The organism is Plantactinospora sp. WMMB334 (assembly GCF_049179095.1).
Lineage (GTDB): Bacteria > Actinomycetota > Actinomycetes > Mycobacteriales > Micromonosporaceae > Plantactinospora.
In genome coordinates, this window is sequence record NZ_JBMHME010000002.1 from 4,333,962 (window position 1) to 4,354,616 (window position 20,655).

A 20,655-nucleotide genomic window follows, 5' to 3' on the forward strand; every position below is an offset into this window, starting at 1 on the left:
GCGCGGGCCGTCACACCTGCGCGGGCCGTCACACCAGCCGGGACGTCCAGAGCAGGCTCAGCCCGGCGGCGCAGAGCGCGAAGAGCAGCGCGATCCCGGCGTACCACTGGGTTATCTCCCGGGCCTCGGTGCGGAACCCGATCGAGCTGCCCATGTCCTGGTACACCTGCTTCAGCTCGTTGACCGAGGCCGCCTCGTAGAAGAAGCCCTGGGTCGTCTCGGCGAGTTCGGCCAGGGCGAGCCGGTCGACTGGCACCCGCTGTAGCTGGCCGCCGATGTCGACCGAGCCGGAGTCCGTGCCGAACGCGATCGTCGAGACCGGCACGTTCGCCGCCTGAGCGGCCGCACCCGCCTCCTCGATCGAGCGCCCCGAGGTGCGGTAGCCGTCGGAGAGCAGCACGATCCGGGCCGGCGGGATGCCCTGGGCGCCGTCCGCCGGCACCGACCGGATCGCCTCCAGACAGGTGAAGACCGCCTCACCGGTCGCGGTCGCCTCGGCCAGCACCAGACCGTCGATCGCCTGGATGATCGCCGGGCGGTCCTTGCCCGGCGGCACCAGCACGTTGGCGGACTTGGCGAAGGCGACAAGTCCGAGGTTGTAGCTCGGCGGCAGCTCGCCGACGAACTGCTTGGCCGCCTCCTGCGCCGCCTCCAGCCGGTTCGGCGTCACGTCGTTGGCCTCCATCGACAGCGACACGTCGATCGCCAGCATGATGGTGGCCCGCTCCAGCGGCCGTTTGACGTCCACGGCGGGCCGGGCCATCCCGGTGGCCAGGACCAGGAGGCTGAGCAGGAAGACTCCGGCGGCGGCGTGCCGGCGCCAGCCGATCCCCTTCGGCGCGAGGCTGCGCAGCAGTTCGACGTTGGTGAACCGCATCGCGTACGTGCGGCGGTGCAGTTGCCGCCAGACGTACGCCCCGGCGAGCAGCAGGACCGGCACCACCGCGAGCAGCCACCACGGTTGCAGAAAACGGATCATCGTGTCGTCCCTCCGGTACGGGCGTGGCGCTGCGCCGCGACGAAGCGCACCATGTCCAGCAGCCAGTCGGAGTCGGTACGCAGCCGCAGGTGCGCGGCTCCGGCGGCGCGCAGCTCGTGGGCGATGGCGGCGCGTTGGGCGGCCGCCGCTTCGGCGTAACGGCGCCGCAGCCGTGGATCGGCGGTCTGCACCTCGTGCAGTTCACCGGTCTCGGGGTCGACGACGGGCAGCACCCCGACGTCCGGCAGCTCCAACTCGCGCGGGTCCAGCACCTCGACGGCGAGCACCTCGTGCCGGACCCCGAGCTTGCGTACCGGGCGGCCCCACTGCTCGGGCGGGGCGAGAAAGTCGGAGATCACCACGGCCATACCCCGGCGCCGGGGCGGGCGGTTGAGGGCGTCCACCAGCCGGCCGAGATCGGTACGGCCGGGGCGGATCGGCGTGCCGGCGATGGTCCGGAGCAGTCCCTGCGCCTCCTTCCGGCCCGGCCGGGCCGGCAGCCGCAGCACCTCCGGCCCACCGAGCGCCGCCCGGCCAGGGCCGCCGAACGCCGCCCGGCCCGGCCCACCGAACGCCACCGGGCCCGGCCCGCCGGAGGCCGGTCCGATCCCGCCGCCGTCCCGGGACGGGCCGGTGCCGATCACCGCGCCGATCCGGTTGCCGCCCCGCACGGTCAGGTGGGCGATGGCCGCCGCCGCCGCGATCACGAGTTCCCGCTTGAGCCAGCGGCCGGTGCCGAAGTCGAGGCTGGCCGAGAGGTCCACCGCCAGCCAGGTCTCCAGCTCCCGGTCGGCGACCGTACGCCGCACGTGCGGCACGGTCGTCCGGGCGGTCACCGGCCAGTCCATCCGGCGTACGTCGTCGCCGGGGCGGTATTCCCTGGACTCCCCCGCCTCGGTCCCCGGCCCGGGCAGCAGCCCGAGATAGTCGCCCTGGAGCAGGCCGTCGAGTTTGCGGGTGACCAGCAGCTGCAGGCGGGAGAGTACGGCCTCGGCCCGGGCCGGGTTGGTGTCGGTCACCGCCGTCATGCCGGCGGGTGCCCGGGCCACGCCGGACCGCCCGCGCCGCCGGGCGCGGGACCGGGAGCGAGGCCCGGTGCCGGACCGGCCGGCGGTGCCGGGCTGGCGTTCTGCCGGGGGGCGACCGTCGGCAGCGGGATGGTGGACATCACCCGGTCGACCACGTGGTCGGCGGGGATGTTGTCGGCCAGCGCGTCGTAGCTGAGCACCAGCCGGTGTCGCAGGATGTCCGGGGCGATGTCCTGCACGTCCTGCGGCAGCGCGTAGTCGCGGCCACGCATCAGGGCGAGTGCCCGGGTCGCCCGGACGATGCCCAGCGAGGCGCGCGGACTGGCGCCGTACTGGATGAGCTGGGCCACGTCCGGCATGCCGTGCTCGGCCGGCGCACGGGTGGCCAGCACCACCCGCACCGCGTAGTCGACCAGGGCGTTGTGCACGAACACCTTGTCGGCCTTCTGTTGCAGCCCGACGAGCTCCAGCGGGGTGAAGACCGATGCCGGCTCGGGAGGGCTGACCCCCATCCGGTAGACGATCTCGCGTTCTTCGGCGTCGGTGGGATATCCGACGAGGATCTTCATCAGGAAGCGGTCCCGCTGCGCCTCGGGAAGCGGATAGACGCCCTCCTGCTCGATCGGGTTCTGGGTGGCCATCACCAGGAAGGGGTTCGGCACCCGGTGCGTCTGGCCGCCGATCGACACCTGCTGCTCGGACATCACCTCGAGCAGTGCCGACTGCACCTTGGCCGGTGCCCGGTTGATCTCGTCGGCGAGGAGGAAGTTCACGAAGACCGGCCCGAGTTCGACGTCGAACTTCTCGCTCGACTGTCGATAGATCCGGGTGCCGACGATGTCGGCCGGGACCAGGTCCGGAGTGAACTGCACCCGGGCGAAGGTGCCGCCGACCACCCGGGCCAGGGTCTCCACCGCGAGGGTCTTGGCCACCCCCGGAACCCCTTCGAGCAGACAGTGTCCCCGGGCCAGCAGGGCGACGAACATCCGCTCCACCATCCGGTCCTGCCCGACGATCACCCGCTTGACCTCGAAGAGCGCGCGTTCGAGCAGGGTGGCGTCCTCGGCCGGGGTACTGTCCCCGCCGGGGACGGCGACGCCCGGCTCGGGCGACTTCGGGGTGTCGGGCGTCGTCGGCTGGGCCACCGGTCCTCCACAGCAGGTTCACGGGATCAACGGGTCGGCGCGAAGCCGACGACCCCAAGCGTCGCATGTCCGGCTGATCGACCGCGAAGCGGAACGGGATTTGCCGCTCCCGGCCGACCGGCCGGGCCATCTGGTCACCCGCAATCCGCGAAACGGCCGAGGGCGGGTAGACATAGGGGGGTTTTCTCCGGGTACGATGCAGCGGATCGCCGGGCGGCTCCCCCCGTGGCCGCCCGGCGGTCTATCTACCCGGGCCCGCTCGGCACACGCGGCCACCCGTGCGCCCCGCACGCGAAGCGCCAATCGAGCCGGCGCTGTCCCCCCGCCCCGGGCGATCTCCGCCCCCGCGGGCCCGGCGCCGTCGGCTCGCCGCCGTAGACTCGCCGCCGTGAGCGACGGGTTCCCCACCGTCGGCGGCCCTCCGCCGGTCGACGGTCCGCACCGGATCTGTTCGGCGCGCGGCTGCCGGGCGCCGGCCGCCTGGGCCCTGCACTGGAACAATCCCCGGCTGCACACCGCCGAGCGGCGCAAGACGTGGCTCGCCTGTCCCGAGCACCGACGGTCGCTCGGCGACTTCCTCGGCGCGCGGGGGTTCCTGCGCGAGGTAACACCCGCCGACGGATCGCCTACGCTCGACACGTGAGCGAGCGAGGCGGCGACGGCAGCGGACACGGCGACCACCCACCGACCGGCGCCCCACCGGCAACCCCCCAGCCACCAACCGGCGCCCGGCCGGCGCCCGGCGGCGGGGCACCGGCCGGCGGCGCGGCGACCGGGCCGGCCGATCCGCTGGAGCCGTGGCCGGAGACCGTACACTGGCAGCCGGTCTCCTCGGATCTGATCAAGGTCGAGGCGCTGCGACTCGGCATCGGGGTGCTGGTCGTCCTCGCCGGACTCGGGCTGGGGCTCGCGCTCACCGGTCACTGGTTCTTCGGCCTCGCGCTCGGCGTGGTGGTCCTGTTGACCCTCTGGCGGCTGACGGTGATCGTCCGTGCCGTCCGGGCCTGGGGATACGCCGAACGCGACAACGACCTGCTCGTCCGGCACGGCCTGCTGGTGCGGCGGCTGTCGATCGTGCCCTACGCCCGGATGCAGTTCGTCGACGTCACCGCCGGACCGCTGGAGCGCGCCTTCGACCTGGCCACCGTGCAACTGCACACCGCCGCCGCGGCGAGCGACGCCCGGGTCCCCGGGCTGCGCCCGGCCGAGGCGTCCCGGCTGCGTGACCGGCTCACCGCGCTCGGCGAGGATCGGGCGGAGGGTCTGTGACGCCCGGAGAGGTCACCGAGCCACGGAAGCGGCTGCACCCGCTGAGCCCGCTGCTGCACGGGGCCAAGTCCCTGGCCGTGATCGTCGCCGCGCTCTCCTGGTCGACCCTGTCCCGGGTCGGGCCGGGCTTCTTCGCCCTGCTGGTGGCGGTGCTGCTGGTCGGGGCGCTCGCGCTCTCCGTGATCAGTTGGTACAACACCGGCTACCACGTGGTCGGGCGGGAGTTGCGGATCCACGAGGGCCTGCTGTGGCGGCGCACCCGGGCCATCCCGCTGGAGCGGTTGCAGTCCGTCGAGGTGGTCCGGCCGCTGCTGGCGCAGCTCAGCGGGCTCGCCGAGCTGCGCCTGGAGGTGGTCGGCGGCGGCAAGACGGAGGCGCCGCTGGCGTACGTCACCGTGGCCGACGCGGTGTCCCTGCGTGACCGGCTGCTGGCGCTGGCCGGCCGGGCGCCGGCCGGGGCTCCCGGCACCCTCACCGGAGAGCCCGGTCCCGGCCCGGTCGCGCCCGGTCAGCCCGGTGCGGCCGGGCCGGTCCAGCCCAACGCGCCCGTGCCGGGCCGGCCCGGTGCACCGTGGGCGGCCGGTGTCGCCGCGCCGCCGCCCGGCCGGCACCTGCACGCGGTCGCCAACCAGGACCTGCTGGTCAGCCAGCTCCTCACACCGCAGGCATTCCTGCTGCCGTTCGGTGTCGCGTTCGTGCTGACCCAGTTCTTCACCGAGGGCTCGTGGTCGTTCATCGCGGTCGCGAGCACCCTCACCGCGATGGCCGGGGTGATCCTCCAGCCGATCCGGCGGGTGCTCGACGACTGGAACTTCCGGCTGGCCCGCGACGAGTCCGCGCTGCGCGTCCGGCACGGCCTGCTGGAGACCCGGGCCCAGACCGTCCCGCTGGACCGGTTGCAGGCGATCGGGGTCACCTGGCCGCTGTTGTGGCGGATGAAGGGCTGGCTGCGGATGCGGCTCTCGGTCGCCGGGTACGCCAGCGCCGAGCTGGACCAGCGGAGCCACCCGGACCGGTTGCTGCCGGTCGGCGACGTGGCGACCGCACAGATGGTCATGTCCGAGGTGCTGCCCGGGGTGTCGATCACCGGCGCCCTCACCCCGCCACCGGCCCGGGCCCGCTGGGTGCACCCGTTGGCCCGTACCGCGCTCGGCGCCGGGCTCTCCGCGCGGGTCTTCGCGGTCCGCTCCGGGCTGCTGACCCGGGAACTCCTCGTCGTGCCGTACGCCCGGATCCAGAGCGTGCGGGTCGTGCAGGGTCCGGTGCAGCGGCGGCTGCGGCTGGCCACCGTCTACGCCGACACGGCCGGCGGACCCGCCGCGGCCGCCCGGGACCGCGACCTGCACGAGGCGTGGGCGCTGGCGGCCGAGCTCACCGCCCGGGCCCGGGCCGCCCGGGTCAGCGGCCGAGGCTGACCCGGCGCTGCGGAGCCGGATCCGGCTCCCGACCCGTCTCGCCCTCCGGCCGGCCGCCGGGAGGGTCCGCCGGACCAGCGGCGCTGTCGGGAGTCCCGGCCGAACCGGCAGCTCCGTCGGGTGTCCCGGCCGGACCGGCGACGCCGTCGGGGGTGCCCGCCGGAGCAGCGGCGGCGTCGGGCTCCGGGCGGCGGGCCCGCCAGGCCGCCCACCAGCGTTCGGCGAGCCCGACGACCAGGAAGGTCAGTCCGACGTACGCCCAACCGACCAGCACGTCGATCACGTAGTGCTCGCCCGCGTAGACCAGGGTGAAGGTCATCGCCAGCGGGTAGCAGAGCAGCAGTGGCCACCAGCGTCGCCGGGTCGCACCGAGGAAGAAGACCACCACGAAAAGGGCCCAGGCGGTGTGCAGCGAGGGCATCGCGGCGACCGGGTTGGCGGCGATCTGGCCGGCGTTGAGCAGGTTGCCGGCGCCGTGCATGCCGAACTCCCGCCACCCCCGGGTGGAGATCCGGGCGACCTCCTCCAGCATCCCGTACTGCGCGGCCCACCAGGGCGGAGCGGCCGGGTAGATGAAGTAGGTGACCAGGCCGCTGGCGCAGAGGAAGCCCCAGCGACGCATGAAGGCTCCCCACTGCCGCCGGGAACGCAGCCAGAGCACCACCGCGGCGGCCAGGGTGACCACGAAATGCGAGAAGTAGACCCAGCTGACCAGCACGTCCCACCAGTGGATGCCGTCCGGGTCGTAGAGGTGCTGTTGCAGCCAGACGGTCGGGACCTGCCCGTCCATCGCCCAGCCGAACATCCAGCGGTCGGCGACGATCAGCTCCATGGCGTGCGGCGTCGCCCCGTTGTCCGCGAACCCCCGGGAGAGGTTGTAGAGGGCCAGCAGCACCACGACCGGCAGCCAGTCCCGGGCGAACCCGAGATGCGCCCGCCAGGGCCGGTCGCTGCGCCAGGCAACGGTGGCGGCCCAGAGCCAGGCGAAGGCGTACAGCGGGTCCGTGGGGAGACCGATCAGCAGCCATGCCGCGACGAAGGCCACCGTCCAGATCGACATGCCGACGACCCGGCGGCGCCGGCTCTCCGGGGTGGGCGGGCCGGGCGGTGGTGTGCGCGAGGTGTCGGTGGCGGTAACGAGCATCGCTGTCCAGGTTAACGGCGGCGGTACGGCGCGCGACGGGAGGGACGCGGGGACCGCGCCGGTACGGGTGTCGGCCCCGCTCGACTAGCAACTCACTTGCTAGATTAACAACTCGGTTGCTAGATTTCCCGGCATGTCGGTCTCCCGGATCCTGCTCGGTCTTCTCGAACCGCGCTCCCAACACGGCTACGTGCTCCGCCGGCGCTACGACGAGTGGTTCGGCACCAGCCGTCCACTGAAGTCGGCGCAGGTCTACGCCACCCTGGGCCGGTTGGACCGGGACGGGCTGATCGAGCTGGCCGGCGTGGCCAGCGGGGTCGGCCCGGACCGTCGGGTCTACGCCATCACCGAGGCGGGCGTCGGCGAACTCGGCCGCTGGCTCGACGAGCCGGAGGTGCCGGAGGTGACCGCCAGCCGGCGGGTGCTCTTCGCCAAGGTGCTGATCGCCCTCTCCAGCGGCCGCCCGGCCGAGCCGATGCTCGACCGGCAGCGCCAGGCACATCTGGCCCGGATGCGGGAGCTGCGCGCCCAGCGGCAGGCCGGCGACCTGCTCGGGCAGCTCGACGCGGACTTCGAGATGTACCACCTCGACGCCGACCTCAAGTGGATCGACGGCGCCGCCGCCCGGCTCGCCCGGCTCGCCTCGCTGGTGACCCGCGCCGACGGCGAGAGGGAACTCCGATGATCCTCCAGGGCAGCGACCTGGCTCTCCACTTCGGCCGGACCGTCGCGCTCGACGGCGCCGACGTGACGGTCTCCCCCGGCGAGATCGTCGCCGTGATGGGACCCTCCGGGTCCGGCAAGTCGACCCTGTTGCACGTGCTCGCCGGCATCCTCCGCCCCGAGCGGGGCGAGGTACGCCTCGACGCGGCACGCATCGACAACCTCTCCGACAGCCGGCGCAGCCGCCTGCGCCTGCGCTCCTTCGGCTTCGTCCTCCAGTTCGGAGACCTGGTCCCCGAGCTCTCCCTGCGGGAGAACGTCGCACTGCCGCTGCGCCTGCTCGGCGCCTCCCGGGCGCAGGCCCGGCGCCGGGGCACGGAACTCCTCGGCCAGCTCGGCGTCGCCGAGCTGGCCGACCGGCGCCCGGGGCAGGTCTCCGGCGGCGAGGCGCAGCGCGCGGCGGTCGCCCGGGCGCTGGCGCACCGGCCCGCCGTGATCTTCGCCGACGAGCCCACCGGAGCGCTGGACAGCGCCGCCGGGGAGGTGGTGCTGGACGCCCTGACCGGGCTCGCCCGCCAGGAGGGGAGCGCGGTCGTGATGGTCACCCACGAGGCCCGGGTGGCGGCGTACGCCGACCGCACCGTCTTCCTCCGCGACGGGCGGGTCGCCGCGTGACGGCGCGGGAGGAGCCGCAGCAGAGGCGGCCGGGGATCGGGCGGTGGATCTGGCTGGGGCTGCGGCTGTCGATCGGCTCCGGGCGGGGCGGGCTGTTGCGTACCGCGCTGATGTCGTCCGGCGCGGCGCTCGGCATCCTGCTCGTGCTCGCGTCACTCGCCACGGTCTCGGTCGCCGGCGCCCAGCACGAGCGGGCCGAGGCACGCACCCCGGTCCGGGACGCCTCCGGGTCCAGCCCGGCCACGCTCCGGATCCACGCCATCGAGGACGCGATCGGCGGGCGGGTGCTCCGGCGTACCGCCGTGGTGGGTGCCACCGCGACCAGCCCGCGCCCGCCCGGGGTGGTCGCACTGCCCCGGCCCGGGGAGATCGTGGTCTCACCGGCGCTGCGTGACCTGCTCGCCACCGACGCGCGGGCGGCCGGCCGCTTTCCGCAGCGGGTGGTCGGCACGATCGGTCCGGCCGGTCTGCTCTCGCCGGACGAGCTGATGGCCTACGTCGGCGCCGCACCGGCAGCGGTACCGGCCGACGACGCGGTGTTCGAGGAGCACCAGCCGGTCACCGCCTTCGGCGGTCCGCTGCGGTACGCCCTCGGCGGGGCCGGCTCCGGCCCGGACGTCTTCACCCCGGCCCGGATCCTGGCCGGTGCCTTCGGGCTCTTCGTGCTGGTGCCGTTCGGCGTCTTCCTGGCCACCTGCGCCCGGCTGTCGGCCTCCACCCGGGACCGCCGGATCGCCGCGCTGCGCCTGCTCGGCGTCTCGGCCCGGCAGGCGACCCTGGTCAACGCCGTGGAGACCGGCGTGGTCACCCTCGGCGGTGCGCTGCTCGGCCTCGCCGGCTACGCCCTGCTCGCGCCGATCTCCGAGGGCTGGCGGATCGGCCGGCTGCACTGGTACGCCAGCGACCTCGCCGTGCCGCTCCCGGTGATCGTGGCAATGGTCGCCGTCACCGTCGGGTACGCGGTCGCCATCGGCGTGCTGGCCACCCGTCCGGCCCGGGTCAACCCCCTGGCGGTACGCCGGGGCGCTCCACAACGCCGGCCCGCCGCCTGGCGGGTGCTCCCGCTCCTCGCCGGCCTCGGCGGCGCGCTGCTGGCCGGCTGGCACGGCGGCGACGCACCCGGCCGGACCCACGCCCTGCTCTTCGCCGGTGCCATGCTGCTCACCGGGCTGGCCCTGCCGCTCGCCCTGCCCACCCTCGGGTACGCCGCCGCCACACTGCTGGCCCGGCTGCCGCGCATCCCGGTCTGGCTGGAACTGGCCGCCGCCCGGCTGCGGCACGCACCCGCGGTCGCGCCCCGGCTGGTCGCCGCCTTCACCGTGCTGATCTACGTGGCCGGACTCGGTTCGCTCGCCATCGGCCTGGTCGTCAACGACCGTGAACTCAACCCGGCCGGCGACCCGACCGGCGCCCGGATATACCAGGTGCTCGGCCCCGACCCGGCACCCGCCGCCGAGCTGCGGCGGATTCCGGGGGTACGGATCGCCGAGCTGAGCAGCATCCGGGCCACCGTGGCGGGCGAGCGGGACTACGTGCTGCTCGGCGGCTGCGCGGAACTCACCGCCGTGTACACCCTCGATCCGGGCGAGTCCTGCCGGGACGGCGAAACCTACCGGCTGGTGCAGGAGCTCGCCGGTGGGCAGGCGCCGCTGCCGCGGCCGGGGACCGAGGTGGTCGCCGAGGGCGGCGCCCGGATCCCGGTCCCCGACCAGACCCTGCACATCTCCATGCGGTTCGGGATCGGCATGGGCGGAAGTCTGCTGGTCACCCGGCAGGCGCCCGTCGCCGCCGCCCTGCGGGCACCGGAGACCCCACCGCCCTTCCTGGTCACCGCCGACCTGGCGACCACCGACCGCGTCGCGCAGCAGCTGGCCGTCGACTCGCCGACCAGCTATCTCAGCGGCGACCTCGGGGCACGGCAGGGCTTCGATCCCGAACTCCTGGTGACCGTCCTGGTCACCGGACTCACCCTGAGCTTCGTCCTCGGCATCGGCGCGTTCGCCGCCGCCGCGATCGACCGGACGATGGAGCGGCGCCGCGACAACGCCACGCTGGCCGTCGTCGGCACCAGCCCGCGCACGATCACCGCCGGCGAGGTCGGCTTCGGTACGCTGCCGCTGGTCATCGGTCTCGGCCTGGCCAGTCTGGCCACGGTCACCATCGCCGCCGTACTGGCCGGGCTGCTCGGCCTCGACCGGGCCGGGGTGTTCGACCGGATCGCGCCCACGCTCTGGCTGACCGGCGGCGCGCTGGCGGTCGGGCTGGTGCTGATCGCGGTACCGGCCTGGGCGACCCAGCGGATCAGCGCCGAACAGCTCCGCCGACCGTGACTGTGTCCGATAGCCGTCCGGCGTGTCGCCGCGTGTCGACAACGCCGGCCGGTGGAACATCTACGCTCTTCCCATGGATCAGCAGCATCCGGCGGAGCGGGCGCCGGAGTCGGTGTCCGGGCCGGAGCACCCGCAGGGCGGCACGGCCGCGACCGAGCCGCAGAGTGTGTTTCCACCGGGCCTGAGCGCCCGGGTCGAGCTGACCGTCACCGACGTCGACACCGCGCAGGCGGTCGGCTCCGGCGACGTGCCGGTGCTGGGCACGCCGAGGGTGCTGGCATTGGCCGAGGCTGCCACCGTCGCCGCCACCGCGAGCCGGCTGCCGGCCGGGATGACCACCGTCGGGATGCGGGTGGAACTCGACCACCGGGTGCCGACCCCGGTCGGCCGGACCGCCGTGGCGCAGGCCCGGCTCGCCAAGGTCGACGGCCGGCGGCTGCTCTTCGAGGTGGCCGTCACCGAGGGGACGACGACGGTGGCGGAGGGCCGGGTGGAGCGGGTCCTGGTCGACCGGCACCGGTTCGTGGAGCGGGCGCTCCGCACGCCATGACCACGACCGTCGCCTTCACCGAGATCGCCGACCGGGTGTACGTGCTGCGCCAGCGGACGCTGGACGTCAACGTGACCCTGGTGGTCGGCGACGGCGCGGCGCTGCTGGTGGACACCCTCTCCACCGCGGGCCAGGCCGCCGAGCTGCTCGGCGCGCTCCGGGAACTCACCGCCGACCCGCTGATCGTGGTCAACACGCACCACCACTTCGACCACTGCTTCGGCAACGCCGCACTGGCCGCCGACGGTCCGGTGCCGATCTACGCCCACGACGAGGCCGCCCGGCTGCTCCGCGAACAGCCCGCCCTGCTGCGCCGGCAGGCGTACGACGAGGTGCTGCCGGCCGATCCCGGGCTCGCCGCCGAGCTGGCCCGGACCACCATCCTCGCCCCCACCCATCCGGTGCGGAAGGAGGCCACCGTGGACGTCGGCGGCCGGACGGTGCTGCTGCGCCACCTCGGCCGGGGGCACACCGAGGGCGACCTGGTGGTGCAGGTGCCGGACGCGGACGTGCTGGTCGCCGGGGACCTGATCGAGGAGAGCGGCCCACCCGCCTTCGACGACGCCTTCCCGCTGGAGTGGGTGGAGACCGTCGCCGCGCTGCTGGACTGCCTCACCCCGGCGACCGTGATCGTGCCTGGGCACGGCGCGGTGGTCGGCACCGACTTCGTCCGCGTGCAGCACGACGACCTGGCCACGATGAGCTGGCTGATCCGCAACGGGGACGCCGACCGGGCACCGGCCGAACGGGTCGCCCAGCGTACGCCCTTCGGCCCGGAGGCCGGGCTCGCCGCCGTCCAGCGCGGCTATGCCGAGCTACGCGGCGACGCCTGACCCTGCGCCGTCCGACCCGGGCAGCGGAGCGCGGGCGGTCAGCCGGGGAAGCGGAGCGCGACCTGGGCCCGGGTGGGCATCGCGACCGCGCCGCCGGGTGACTCGCAGACCAGGCCGGCGACCTGCAGGGCGTACCGGACCCGGTCGGACCAGCCGGCCGGCTCCGGCGGTACGCCGTCGGTGAGCAGGTCGGCGACGAGCGCCGCCATCACCGAGTCGCCCGCTCCGGTCGCGTCGACGGCCCGCACCGCCGGCGCCGGCAGGCTGACCCGGGTACCGCCGGCATCGGCCGAGACCAGCGCGCCGCGCGCGCCGAGGGTGACCACGACGGTGCCGGCGCCGAGGTCGTGCAGCCGTCCCGCGGCGGCCTCGGCTGAGCTGTCGGCGTAGAGCACCTCGGCGTCGGCCAGGCTCAGCTTGACCAGGTCGGCGGAGGCGACGAAGCCGGCCACCACCTCCCGGAGCCCGGTCACCGCGGCCCGGTCCGGCAGCAGCCGGGGCCGGACGTTGGGGTCGAAGACCCGCAGGCCGGTGGTGAGCGACCAGGCCCGTCGGGCGGCGGCGAGCACCGGCGGGCAGAGCAGCACGATCGACCCGGCATAGAGCACCGAGGCGCCCTCGACCAGCGGTACGTCGAGATCCTCCGGCCCGAGCAGCCCGTAGGAGAGCGGTTCGCCGTAGAACCGGAAGTCCGGTTCCGCCCCGGCGAAGGTGGCCACCGCCAGCGCGGTCGGCACGGGACGGACCACGACGCCCCGCCGGCCGACTCCGGCGGCGGTCAGGAAGCCGGCGATCCGCCCGGCGAGTACGTCGTCACCGAGCGAGCCGACGAACTCCACCTCCCCGCCCAGCCGGGCCACTCCGACGGCGACGTTCAGCGGCGCGCCGCCGATCGCCTGCCGGTAGACGGGCTGCCCGTCGTGCTCGCCGTCCAGCAGGTCGACCAGGGCCTCCCCCAGCACCACCGCGTATCCCATCAGAGCCTCCTGGAGCAGCACCGGCCTTCTCCTGACCCTGGCACACCGGATTTCCGTCGTGTCCGGCGGGCAGCTGACCGGCAGGTGGGCGTCTCGAACGGCCGTCCCGCCCGGAAGCATTTCATCGAGGGTTTCCTATTGCATCGGGCCGGGTTCCGTGATGCGATTGCCGGTACCGAGCCAGTGCGGGGGCTGACGCGCTGTGCCGGGTGCCGGCAGGGGCCACGCGAAGGGCACACATCCGTGATCGGACTGTGCGCCGTGTCGCCCGTATGCCATCCGGCAGATCACAGCCCACCACCTCTGGCGGGGGCGGACCGGCGATACCGCAACCAGTGTCGGAAGCGGGCGTCCGCCGTGTCGCGGGTCCCCCGCAGGTCATCCGCAGCGTGACTCGGCTGCGGCACCGCCCCCAGAAGGAGAACTCGGTGAAACGTCTACGCAGGATCGCGGTGCTCGGCGCCGTGGCCGCGCTCACCGCCGGTGTCATCACGGTGGTCAATCCCTCTCCCGCCGCCGCGCACGGTGCCGCCATGGCGCCGGGCAGCCGCACCTACCTCTGCTGGAGAGACGGACTCAGCCAGACCGGCCAGATCATTCCGCAGAACCCGGCCTGTTCGGCGGCGGTCGCGCAGAGCGGGGCCAACTCGCTCTACAACTGGTTCAGCGTGCTCCGCTCGGACGCGGGCGGGCGGACCACGGGGTTCATCTCGGACGGTCAGCTCTGCAGCGGCGGCAACAGCAGCTTCAGCGGCTTCAACCTGGCCCGCAACGACTGGCCGCTGACCCACCTCACCGCCGGTGCCAACTTCAACTTCAAATACAGCAACTGGGCCCACCACCCGGGCACGTTCTACTTCTACGTGACCCGGGACGGCTTCAGCCCGACCAGGGCGCTGGCCTGGGGCGACCTGGAGTCGACGCCGTTCCTGACCGTGACCAACCCGCCGCAGAACGGCGCGGTCGGCACCAACGAGGGTCACTACTACTTCAGCGGGCGGCTGCCGAGCGGTAAGAGCGGCCGGCACATCATCTACTCCCGCTGGGTCCGCTCGGACAGTCAGGAAAACTTCTTCGGCTGCTCGGACGTGGTCTTCGACGGCGGCAACGGCGAGGTGACCGGGCTCGGCCCCGGCAGCAACCCGCCGCCGACCAACCCGCCGCCGACCAACCCGCCGCCGACCAACCCGCCGACCGGCAACCCGACCAACCCGCCGACCGGCAACCCGGGCACCGGCGCCTGCACCGCCACGTACCGGTCGACCGGTAGCTGGAGCGGCGGCTTCCAGGCCGAGGTGACGGTACGCAACAGCGGCACCGCCGCCCTGAGCGGCTGGACCGCCCGGTGGACCTGGGCGAACGGTGAGACCATCGGCAGCCTGTGGAACGGCACGCACACCCAGAGCGGCAGCACGGTCACCGTCCGGAACGCCGGGCACAACGGCAGCCTCGCCCCGGGTGCCTCCGCCAGCTTCGGTTTCGTCGGCAGCGGCAACACCAGTGGCACACCGACGCTGACCTGCACCAGCCCGTAACACCACCACCGCACACCGCAGCGGGCCCGGCGTCGGCGGCGCCGGGCCCGTTCGCGTCCGCCGCGGCTGCCCGCGACGCGACGGCCCACCCGCCGCGCCGCGACACGCGCCGCCGCTAGCGCACCATCGAGCCGACGACCGGCTTGGTGAGCAGGGCGGACTGGTTGCGTGCGATGCCGGGGTCGAGGGTGCGGGCCACGAAGATGGCATGCCAGACGCAGAAGATCAACACGGTCCAGATCTTGCGGGAGTGGTCGGCCTCGCCCCGCCGGTGCTCCTCGAGCAGTCGCATCGCGTACGAGAGGTCGAGCAGGTCACCGGCGCCGGAGATCGAGAAGATGTGCCGGGCCCACTCGTACATCTCGCCGGCCAGCCAGACCCGGGTCGGGGTGGGGAAGCCGAGCTTGCGCCGGTTGACGATGGCCGGCGGGACGACGCCCTGCAACGCCTGCCGCATCGCGTACTTCGTCGCGTCCGAGCGGGGCGGCAGCTTCAGCTCCACCGGGATGCCGGCGGCGACCTCGAAGACCTCGCGGTCGAGGAAGGGCACCCGCACCTCCAGGGAGTGCGCCATCGAGATCCGGTCCGCCTTGACCAGGATGTCGCCGCGCAGCCAGGTGTAGAGGTCGACGTACTGCATCTTGGTGACGTCGTCCAGCTCGGTGCACTCGGCGTAGATCGGCGCGGTCACGTCGGTGTAGCGCACCCCCGGGTCGTAGCGGCGGAGCAGCTGCTCCTTCTCCTCCTCGGTGAACATCCGGGCGTTGCCGTAGTAGCGCTGCTCGATGGGGGTGGTGCCGCGCTCCAGGAAGCTCTTGCCCTTGACCCCCTGCGGGATCGCCCTGGAGACCGCGCGCAGCCCCTTCTGCATCCCGCCGGGCAGGCCGTTGACGGTGCCGAGCGAGAGCGGCTCCCGATAGATCGTGTACCCGCCGAAGAACTCGTCCGCGCCCTCGCCGGAGAGCACCACCGTGACATGCTCGGCGGCCTTCTTGGCGACGAAGTAGAGCGGCACCAGGGCCGGATCGGCGACCGGGTCGTCGAGATGCCAGACGATCTTGGGCAGCGCCTCCATCATGTCCCTAGGCCCGATCTTGGTCGGGATGGTGGTGACCCCGAGATGCCGGGCCGAGTCCTGGGCGACCTCGATCTCGGAGTAGCCGTCGACGTCGTAGCCGACGGTGAAGGTGAGGATGTTCGGGTTGAACTCGCGGGCCAGCGCCACCACCGCGGTCGAGTCGATGCCGCTGGAGAGGAAGCAGCCCACCGGCACGTCGGCCCGCATGTGCATCCGGACGCTCTCCCGCAGCGTCTCCCGGATCCGGTCGTAGAGCTTCTGCGGCTCCGGCACGGGCGCCGGGCGGAAGACCGGCCGGTACCAGCGACGTACCTCGATCTGCCGGCCGGGGGTCCAGGTCAGGTACTCCCCCGAGCCGATCCGGCTGATCCCCTGGTGCAGGGTGCCGGGCTCCGGGACGTACTGCAACGTCAGGTAGTGCGAGAGGTTGGCGGTGTCCACCCCGGCGTCGCCGGCGTGCGCGGCCGGCGCGAACGGCAGCAGCGCCTTCTTCTCCGAGGCCAGGTAGACGCCGTCGCGGGTCTGGAGGTAGTGCAGCGGCTTGATCCCGAAGTAGTCCCGGGCGCCGAAGGCGCGGCGCTGCTGCCGGTCCCAGATCACGAACGCGAACATCCCGCGCAGCCGGGTGAGCACCTGCTCGCCCCAGTAGTGGAAGCCGGCGACGATCACCTCGCCGTCGCCCTGGGTGGCGAACTGGGCGCCGTAGTCCCGGGCCAGCTCCTCACGCAGCTCGAGGTAGTTGTAGATCTCACCGTTGAAGGTCAGCAGGTAGCGGCCGTTCGCGTACGGCAGCGGCTCGTGGCTGAGCGCCACGTCGATGATCGACAGCCGCTTGTGCGCGAAGACGGCGTCGGTGTACCCCTCCGGGGTGGAAATCACCTCTACGCCGGTCTCGTCCGGTCCCCGGTGGTGCAGGCATTCCAACGCACCGGCCAGGGCGTCCTGATGTGCGCCGGCGTTGCCGTGCGCGCTGAAGAAGGCCAGGAGTCCGCACATGGCGGTCATCTTTCCACGCGGACCGGGCCGCTGTGCCGGCACCGCCACCGAGACCGATCCGCCCCCCGCACGGTACGGTCGGAGCACCGCAGCAGCACGGACCGGGTCAGCCGGACGAGGGAGGAGCGGCGATGTCAGACGAGCGCACCGACATCACGGCGGAACCGGCGGTGACGGAGCCGGCCCGGACCGAGCCGGCCCGGACCGAGTCGCACGACCCCGACTTTCCGGAGAAGTTCCTCGAGTTCATGCGGCAGGGCTGGCGGGACAGCACGCTGCCGGTCGGCCCCCGGCCGGAGGTGCCGAACCACGCCAAGCGCCGGGCCGCGCTCTCGGCCGCCCTTTCCGGCGAGACCCTGGTGATCCCGACCGGCCCGGAGAAGGTACGCGCCAACGACACCGCCTACCGCTTCCGCCCCGGCAGCGACTTCGTCTACCTGACCGGTGACCACGACCCGGACGGCGTGCTGGTGATGCGCCCGAACGGCTCCGGCCACGACGCCGTGCTCTACGTGCGGCCCCGCTCGCCCCGGGACAACGACGAGTTCTTCCGCAGCCGCGACGGCGAGCTCTGGGTCGGCCGCCGGCACACCCTGGCGGAGAAGTCGACCGAGCTGGGCGTCGAGACCGCACCGCTGGCCGACCTGCCGGCCGCGCTCGCCGACTGTGCGCCGGGGCGGACCCGGGTGCTGCGCGGGCTGGACCCGTCGGTCGACGGCGCGGTGCGGCCGTACGAGCCGCCGAAGCGTGCCGCGGCGGAGGGCTCCGGCGACCGGCCGGCCCCGCTCGGCCGGGACCGTGAGCTGGCCGCGCTGCTGGCCGAGCAGAAGCTGGTCAAGGACGAGTGGGAGATCGCCCAGCTCCAGGACGCGATCGACGCCACCGTACGCGGTTTCGAGGACGTCGCCCGGGTGCTGCCGGCCGACCGGCCGGTGCGCGAACGGCTGCTGGACGGGGTCTTCGGGCTGCGCGCCCGGCACGACGGCTACGACGTCGGCTACAACTCGATCGTCGGGGCCGGCGAGCACGCCACGATCCTGCACTGGATCCGCAACACCGGTGTCACCCGTCCGGGTGAGCTGCTGCTGATGGACATGGGCGTGGAGGGCCGCCACCTCTACACCGCCGACGTGACCCGGGTGCTGCCGGTCTCCGGCACCTTCACCCCGCTGCAACGCCAGGTCTACGACATCGTGTACGCCGCGCAGCAGGCCGGCATCGACGTCATCCGGCCCGGGGTGAGCTTCAAGGACGTGCACCGCACCTGCATGCGGGTGCTCGCCGAAGGGCTCGCCGACCTGGGGCTGCTGCCGGTCGGCGTGGACGAGGCGATGGACGAGCAGTCGATGGTCTACCGGCGGTGGACGCTGCACGGCTTCGGGCACATGCTCGGGATCGACGTGCACGACTGCGCCAACGCGCGCAAGGAGAACTACCGGGACGGCACCCTCGGCGAGGGGTACGTGCTCACCGTCGAGCCGGGGCTCTACTTCCAGCCGGAGGACGACCTAGTGCCGGCGGAGCTGCGCGGGATCGGCGTCCGGATCGAGGACGACGTCCTGGTGACGGCGGACGGCGCGGTCAACCTCTCGGCCGGGCTCCCGCGCCGGGCCGACGAGGTGGAGGAGTGGCTGGCGGCCCAGCGCGCCGCCGGCTTCCGGCTCCCCGGGTAGACCCGTCCATCGCTCACGTTCGCTGTCGGCAGACTGCGACGGTACGATGGCGCTGCGTCGTCACACCCGGAGAGCAGGAGAGGTGTGGTGCCCGGAAACAACCTCGGCGAGCCGCCCCGCGCACCGACCAAGAGTCTGCTCAGGCTGGTGTTCGCGCTCGCCGGGGTGGTCGCCTTCGTCTGCGGCTATATCGGGCTCGCCCAGCACATCGGCCGGATCGGCGGCTACGGCGACACCCCGTTCGACCTGTTCTACTACGATCTGCAGCTCTTCGTGCTCGGCTCCCCGCCGCTGGACGAGGGCGGGCCGTTCCCGCCCCTGCTGGACGTCGCCCGGTTCGCGGCGCCGGCCGTCACCGCGTACGCCGTGGTGGAGGCCTGCCGGCTGCTCTTCGCCACCGAGCTGCGCCGGCTGCGCGACCGCAATGCCCGGGGCCACGTCATCGTCTGCGGCGACGGGCTGGTGGCGGACACCCTGGCCCGGCGGCTCCAGGCGGCCGGCCGCCGGGTGGTGACGGTCCGCTCCGAGAGCGCCACGCCGGCCGGCTCCGGCGGCGTGGCCCGGGCCGCGCGGGATCCGAGCGTGCTGCGTGGCGCCGGCATCGGGCGGGCTCGGGCGGTCTACGCCTGCACCGACGACAGCGCCACCAACGCGGCGATCGGGCTGGCCGCGGCCCGGCACGGCCGCTCGCCGCTGGCCGTCTACGCCCAGGTCGCCGACCCCGAGCTCTGCCTGGCGTTGCAGGCCCGGCATCTCGGGTTGGCCCGGCAGCCCGGCGCCCGGCTGGACTTTTTCAACATCGACGACCTGGCGGCCCGGAAGCTCTTCGCCGAGGATCCGCTGACCGCCGTCGACGGGCGTCCGCCCCGGGTGGTGGTGCTCGGCGCGACCGCGTTCGGCCGGGCGGTCCTGGTCGAGCTCGCCCGGCGGTGGCGGGTACGCGATCCGCACGGCGCCCGGCTGGTCCCGCTGATCCTGGTCGACGAGGCGGCGACCGACGCGGCGGCGCAGCTCACCAACAGGTACCCGTTCCTGTCCCGGGTCTGCCGGATCATCCCGCTCGACGGCGGCCTCGGTGATCTGCTGGCCAGGCTCCCCCGCGACTTCCCGCTGCCGCCGGACCGGGTCTTCATCTGCTACGACGACGAGGAGCAGGCGCTGAAGACCGCGCTCACCGCCGAGCAGCTCTGGCACGGCGGCCCCGGGTCGATGGTGGTCCGGCTGGACCGGCTGGCCAACCTGCGGGAGGCGTTCGGCAGCGAGCACGGCATCAACCTGCTCGACGACCTCTCCGGCGCGCTCCGCCTCTACGGCGTGGTGCACGCGGCCTGCGACCCGGCGCTGATCGGGGACGACCTGGTGGAGCGGCTGGCCAGGGTGATCCACGAGAGTTACCTGGTGGCCCGGCGCCGGCACGGCGAGCGGCCCGGCGGCAATCCCGCGCTGGTGCCCTGGGAGGAACTGCCGGAGTCGCTGCGTCGGGCCAACCGGGCCCAGGCCAAGGACATCGGCCGGAAGCTGCGGGAACTCGGCTGTGCCCTGTCGCCCCGGGTCGGGCCCGGTGACGAGCACGCCCTGGCGGAGCCGGAGGTCGACCGGCTCGCCAACCTGGAGCATCAGCGATGGCTGGCCGAGCGGGTGGCGAACGGCTGGCGGTACGCACCGGACCGGGACGACGATCGCCGCCTGCACCCGGCGTTGAGCCGCTGGGAGGATCTACGCGAGGATCTACGGGAACGCAACCACGAGGCGGTCCGGGAACTGCCGGTCATCCTGGCCGACGCGGGCTTCAGGATCGTCCGCGTCGGGCACGCGTAACCACGAACGGACGGTGCTCGATGACCCGAATCGGCGTCACTGGGCATGTGGTGCTCGCCGACGGAACCGCGGAGTTGGTCTACCGCCGACTCGTCGAGGAGCTGCGCCCGTACGTCGGTCCGGAGCTGCACGGTGTCACCTGTCTCGCCGACGGTGCGGACCAGATCTTCGCGCGGGCGGTGCTCGCCTGCGGCGGCAGCTACGAGGCGGTGATCCCGGCCCGGGACTACCGGCTGCGGGCGGTACGCGCGCACAACCTGACGGCGTTCGACGACCTTCTGGGCAGGGCGAGCGCGGTGTCGTACATGCCGTTTCCGCGATCGGGACGGGACGCGTACCTGGCCGCGAGCCTGGAGATGCTGCGCCGCTGCGATCGCCTCTTCGCCGTCTGGGACGGATGCCCGTCGGCGGACATAGGAGACACCGCGGACGTGGTCCGAGCCGCCCAGGATCATCACCTGCCGGTCACCGTGCTCTGGCCGACCGGGGCGCGGCGGCACTGACCGGACGGCGGCGCAGGCCCGACAGCACGGCCCGGACGAGAACG

At 73.6% G+C, this 20,655-nt stretch carries 18 protein-coding genes; 12 read left to right on the forward strand and 6 right to left on the reverse strand.

Annotated features, from left to right (window positions below; translation table 11 throughout):
• Positions 1 to 28: 28 nt before the first annotated feature.
• The 3 genes from ACN27G_RS18575 to ACN27G_RS18585 are packed head-to-tail and all read right to left on the reverse strand — an operon-like array spanning position 29 to position 3,152.
• The gene (locus ACN27G_RS18575) at positions 29 to 979 is read right to left on the reverse strand and encodes a VWA domain-containing protein (protein WP_421494061.1); all 951 of its coding nucleotides are present in this window, start codon (positions 977 to 979) and stop codon (positions 29 to 31) included.
• Entirely contained in the window at positions 976 to 2,007 is a 1,032-nt protein-coding gene (locus ACN27G_RS18580; RefSeq protein WP_421497372.1) for a DUF58 domain-containing protein, read from the reverse strand. Before ACN27G_RS18580 ends, ACN27G_RS18575 begins: the two co-directional genes overlap by 4 nt.
• Positions 2,004 to 3,152 (reverse strand): AAA family ATPase, encoded by a 1,149-nt coding sequence (locus ACN27G_RS18585; protein WP_421494062.1) that lies wholly within the window; start codon positions 3,150 to 3,152, stop codon positions 2,004 to 2,006. The genes ACN27G_RS18580 and ACN27G_RS18585 overlap by 4 nt, the downstream gene beginning before the upstream one ends.
• A 388-nt stretch (positions 3,153 to 3,540) precedes the next feature.
• On the opposite strand from ACN27G_RS18585, the gene ACN27G_RS18590 reads away from it, so the two are divergent.
• The 3 genes from ACN27G_RS18590 to ACN27G_RS18600 are packed head-to-tail and all read left to right on the forward strand — an operon-like array spanning position 3,541 to position 5,836.
• Positions 3,541 to 3,795, forward strand: coding sequence for a hypothetical protein (locus tag ACN27G_RS18590; RefSeq protein ID WP_421494063.1), 255 nt, complete (start codon positions 3,541 to 3,543; stop codon positions 3,793 to 3,795).
• Positions 3,792 to 4,421 carry a PH domain-containing protein gene (locus tag ACN27G_RS18595; protein ID WP_421494064.1) on the forward strand — a complete coding sequence of 210 codons (630 nt, stop codon included), beginning with the start codon at positions 3,792 to 3,794 and terminating at the stop codon, positions 4,419 to 4,421. The genes ACN27G_RS18590 and ACN27G_RS18595 overlap by 4 nt, the downstream gene beginning before the upstream one ends.
• A complete protein-coding gene (locus ACN27G_RS18600; RefSeq protein ID WP_421494065.1) occupies positions 4,418 to 5,836 on the forward strand; it encodes a PH domain-containing protein in 1,419 nt (472 codons plus the stop codon). The genes ACN27G_RS18595 and ACN27G_RS18600 overlap by 4 nt, the downstream gene beginning before the upstream one ends.
• On the opposite strand, the gene ACN27G_RS18605 is transcribed toward ACN27G_RS18600, so the two are convergent.
• Positions 5,820 to 6,980 (reverse strand): phosphatase PAP2 family protein, encoded by a 1,161-nt coding sequence (locus ACN27G_RS18605; RefSeq protein WP_421494066.1) that lies wholly within the window; start codon positions 6,978 to 6,980, stop codon positions 5,820 to 5,822. The two genes, ACN27G_RS18600 and ACN27G_RS18605, sit on opposite strands and share 17 nt — an antisense overlap.
• A gap of 133 nt (positions 6,981 to 7,113) precedes the next feature.
• Between ACN27G_RS18605 and ACN27G_RS18610 the strand changes: the two genes are divergently transcribed.
• From ACN27G_RS18610 to ACN27G_RS18630, 5 genes are all read left to right on the forward strand, one after another.
• Positions 7,114 to 7,665, forward strand: a complete 552-nt coding sequence (locus tag ACN27G_RS18610) for a PadR family transcriptional regulator (protein WP_421494067.1) — start codon at positions 7,114 to 7,116, stop codon at positions 7,663 to 7,665.
• Positions 7,662 to 8,318: an ABC transporter ATP-binding protein gene (locus tag ACN27G_RS18615; protein WP_421494068.1), complete on the forward strand. Its 657-nt coding sequence runs from the start codon at positions 7,662 to 7,664 to the stop codon at positions 8,316 to 8,318. The genes ACN27G_RS18610 and ACN27G_RS18615 overlap by 4 nt, the downstream gene beginning before the upstream one ends.
• The gene (locus tag ACN27G_RS18620; protein ID WP_421494069.1) at positions 8,315 to 10,648 is read left to right on the forward strand and encodes an FtsX-like permease family protein; all 2,334 of its coding nucleotides are present in this window, start codon (positions 8,315 to 8,317) and stop codon (positions 10,646 to 10,648) included. The genes ACN27G_RS18615 and ACN27G_RS18620 overlap by 4 nt, the downstream gene beginning before the upstream one ends.
• A 73-nt stretch (positions 10,649 to 10,721) precedes the next feature.
• Positions 10,722 to 11,198 carry a thioesterase family protein gene (locus tag ACN27G_RS18625; RefSeq protein WP_421494070.1) on the forward strand — a complete coding sequence of 159 codons (477 nt, stop codon included), beginning with the start codon at positions 10,722 to 10,724 and terminating at the stop codon, positions 11,196 to 11,198.
• Complete coding sequence (locus tag ACN27G_RS18630; RefSeq protein WP_421494071.1) at positions 11,195 to 12,031, forward strand: MBL fold metallo-hydrolase; 837 nt, start codon at positions 11,195 to 11,197, stop codon at positions 12,029 to 12,031. Before ACN27G_RS18625 ends, ACN27G_RS18630 begins: the two co-directional genes overlap by 4 nt.
• Before the next feature lie 38 nt (positions 12,032 to 12,069).
• Here ACN27G_RS18630 and ACN27G_RS18635 read toward each other — a convergent pair whose 3' ends face one another.
• Entirely contained in the window at positions 12,070 to 13,008 is a 939-nt protein-coding gene (locus ACN27G_RS18635) for a PfkB family carbohydrate kinase (RefSeq protein WP_421497373.1), read from the reverse strand.
• 428 nt (positions 13,009 to 13,436) lie between these two features.
• Between ACN27G_RS18635 and ACN27G_RS18640 the strand changes: the two genes are divergently transcribed.
• Positions 13,437 to 14,543, forward strand: coding sequence for a lytic polysaccharide monooxygenase auxiliary activity family 9 protein (locus ACN27G_RS18640; RefSeq protein ID WP_421494072.1), 1,107 nt, complete (start codon positions 13,437 to 13,439; stop codon positions 14,541 to 14,543).
• Positions 14,544 to 14,658: 115 nt separating this feature from the next.
• Here ACN27G_RS18640 and asnB read toward each other — a convergent pair whose 3' ends face one another.
• Entirely contained in the window at positions 14,659 to 16,617 is a 1,959-nt protein-coding gene (gene asnB, locus ACN27G_RS18645) for an asparagine synthase (glutamine-hydrolyzing) (RefSeq protein WP_421494073.1), read from the reverse strand.
• Between the two features lie 248 nt (positions 16,618 to 16,865).
• Between asnB and ACN27G_RS18650 the strand changes: the two genes are divergently transcribed.
• From ACN27G_RS18650 to ACN27G_RS18660, 3 genes are all read left to right on the forward strand, one after another.
• Positions 16,866 to 18,290 carry an aminopeptidase P family protein gene (locus ACN27G_RS18650; RefSeq protein ID WP_421497374.1) on the forward strand — a complete coding sequence of 475 codons (1,425 nt, stop codon included), beginning with the start codon at positions 16,866 to 16,868 and terminating at the stop codon, positions 18,288 to 18,290.
• An 87-nt stretch (positions 18,291 to 18,377) separates the two neighbouring features.
• Positions 18,378 to 20,108 carry a RyR domain-containing protein gene (locus ACN27G_RS18655; protein ID WP_421494074.1) on the forward strand — a complete coding sequence of 577 codons (1,731 nt, stop codon included), beginning with the start codon at positions 18,378 to 18,380 and terminating at the stop codon, positions 20,106 to 20,108.
• 20 nt (positions 20,109 to 20,128) lie between these two features.
• Positions 20,129 to 20,611, forward strand: coding sequence for a hypothetical protein (locus tag ACN27G_RS18660; protein WP_421494075.1), 483 nt, complete (start codon positions 20,129 to 20,131; stop codon positions 20,609 to 20,611).
• Positions 20,612 to 20,655: the final 44 nt, after the last annotated feature.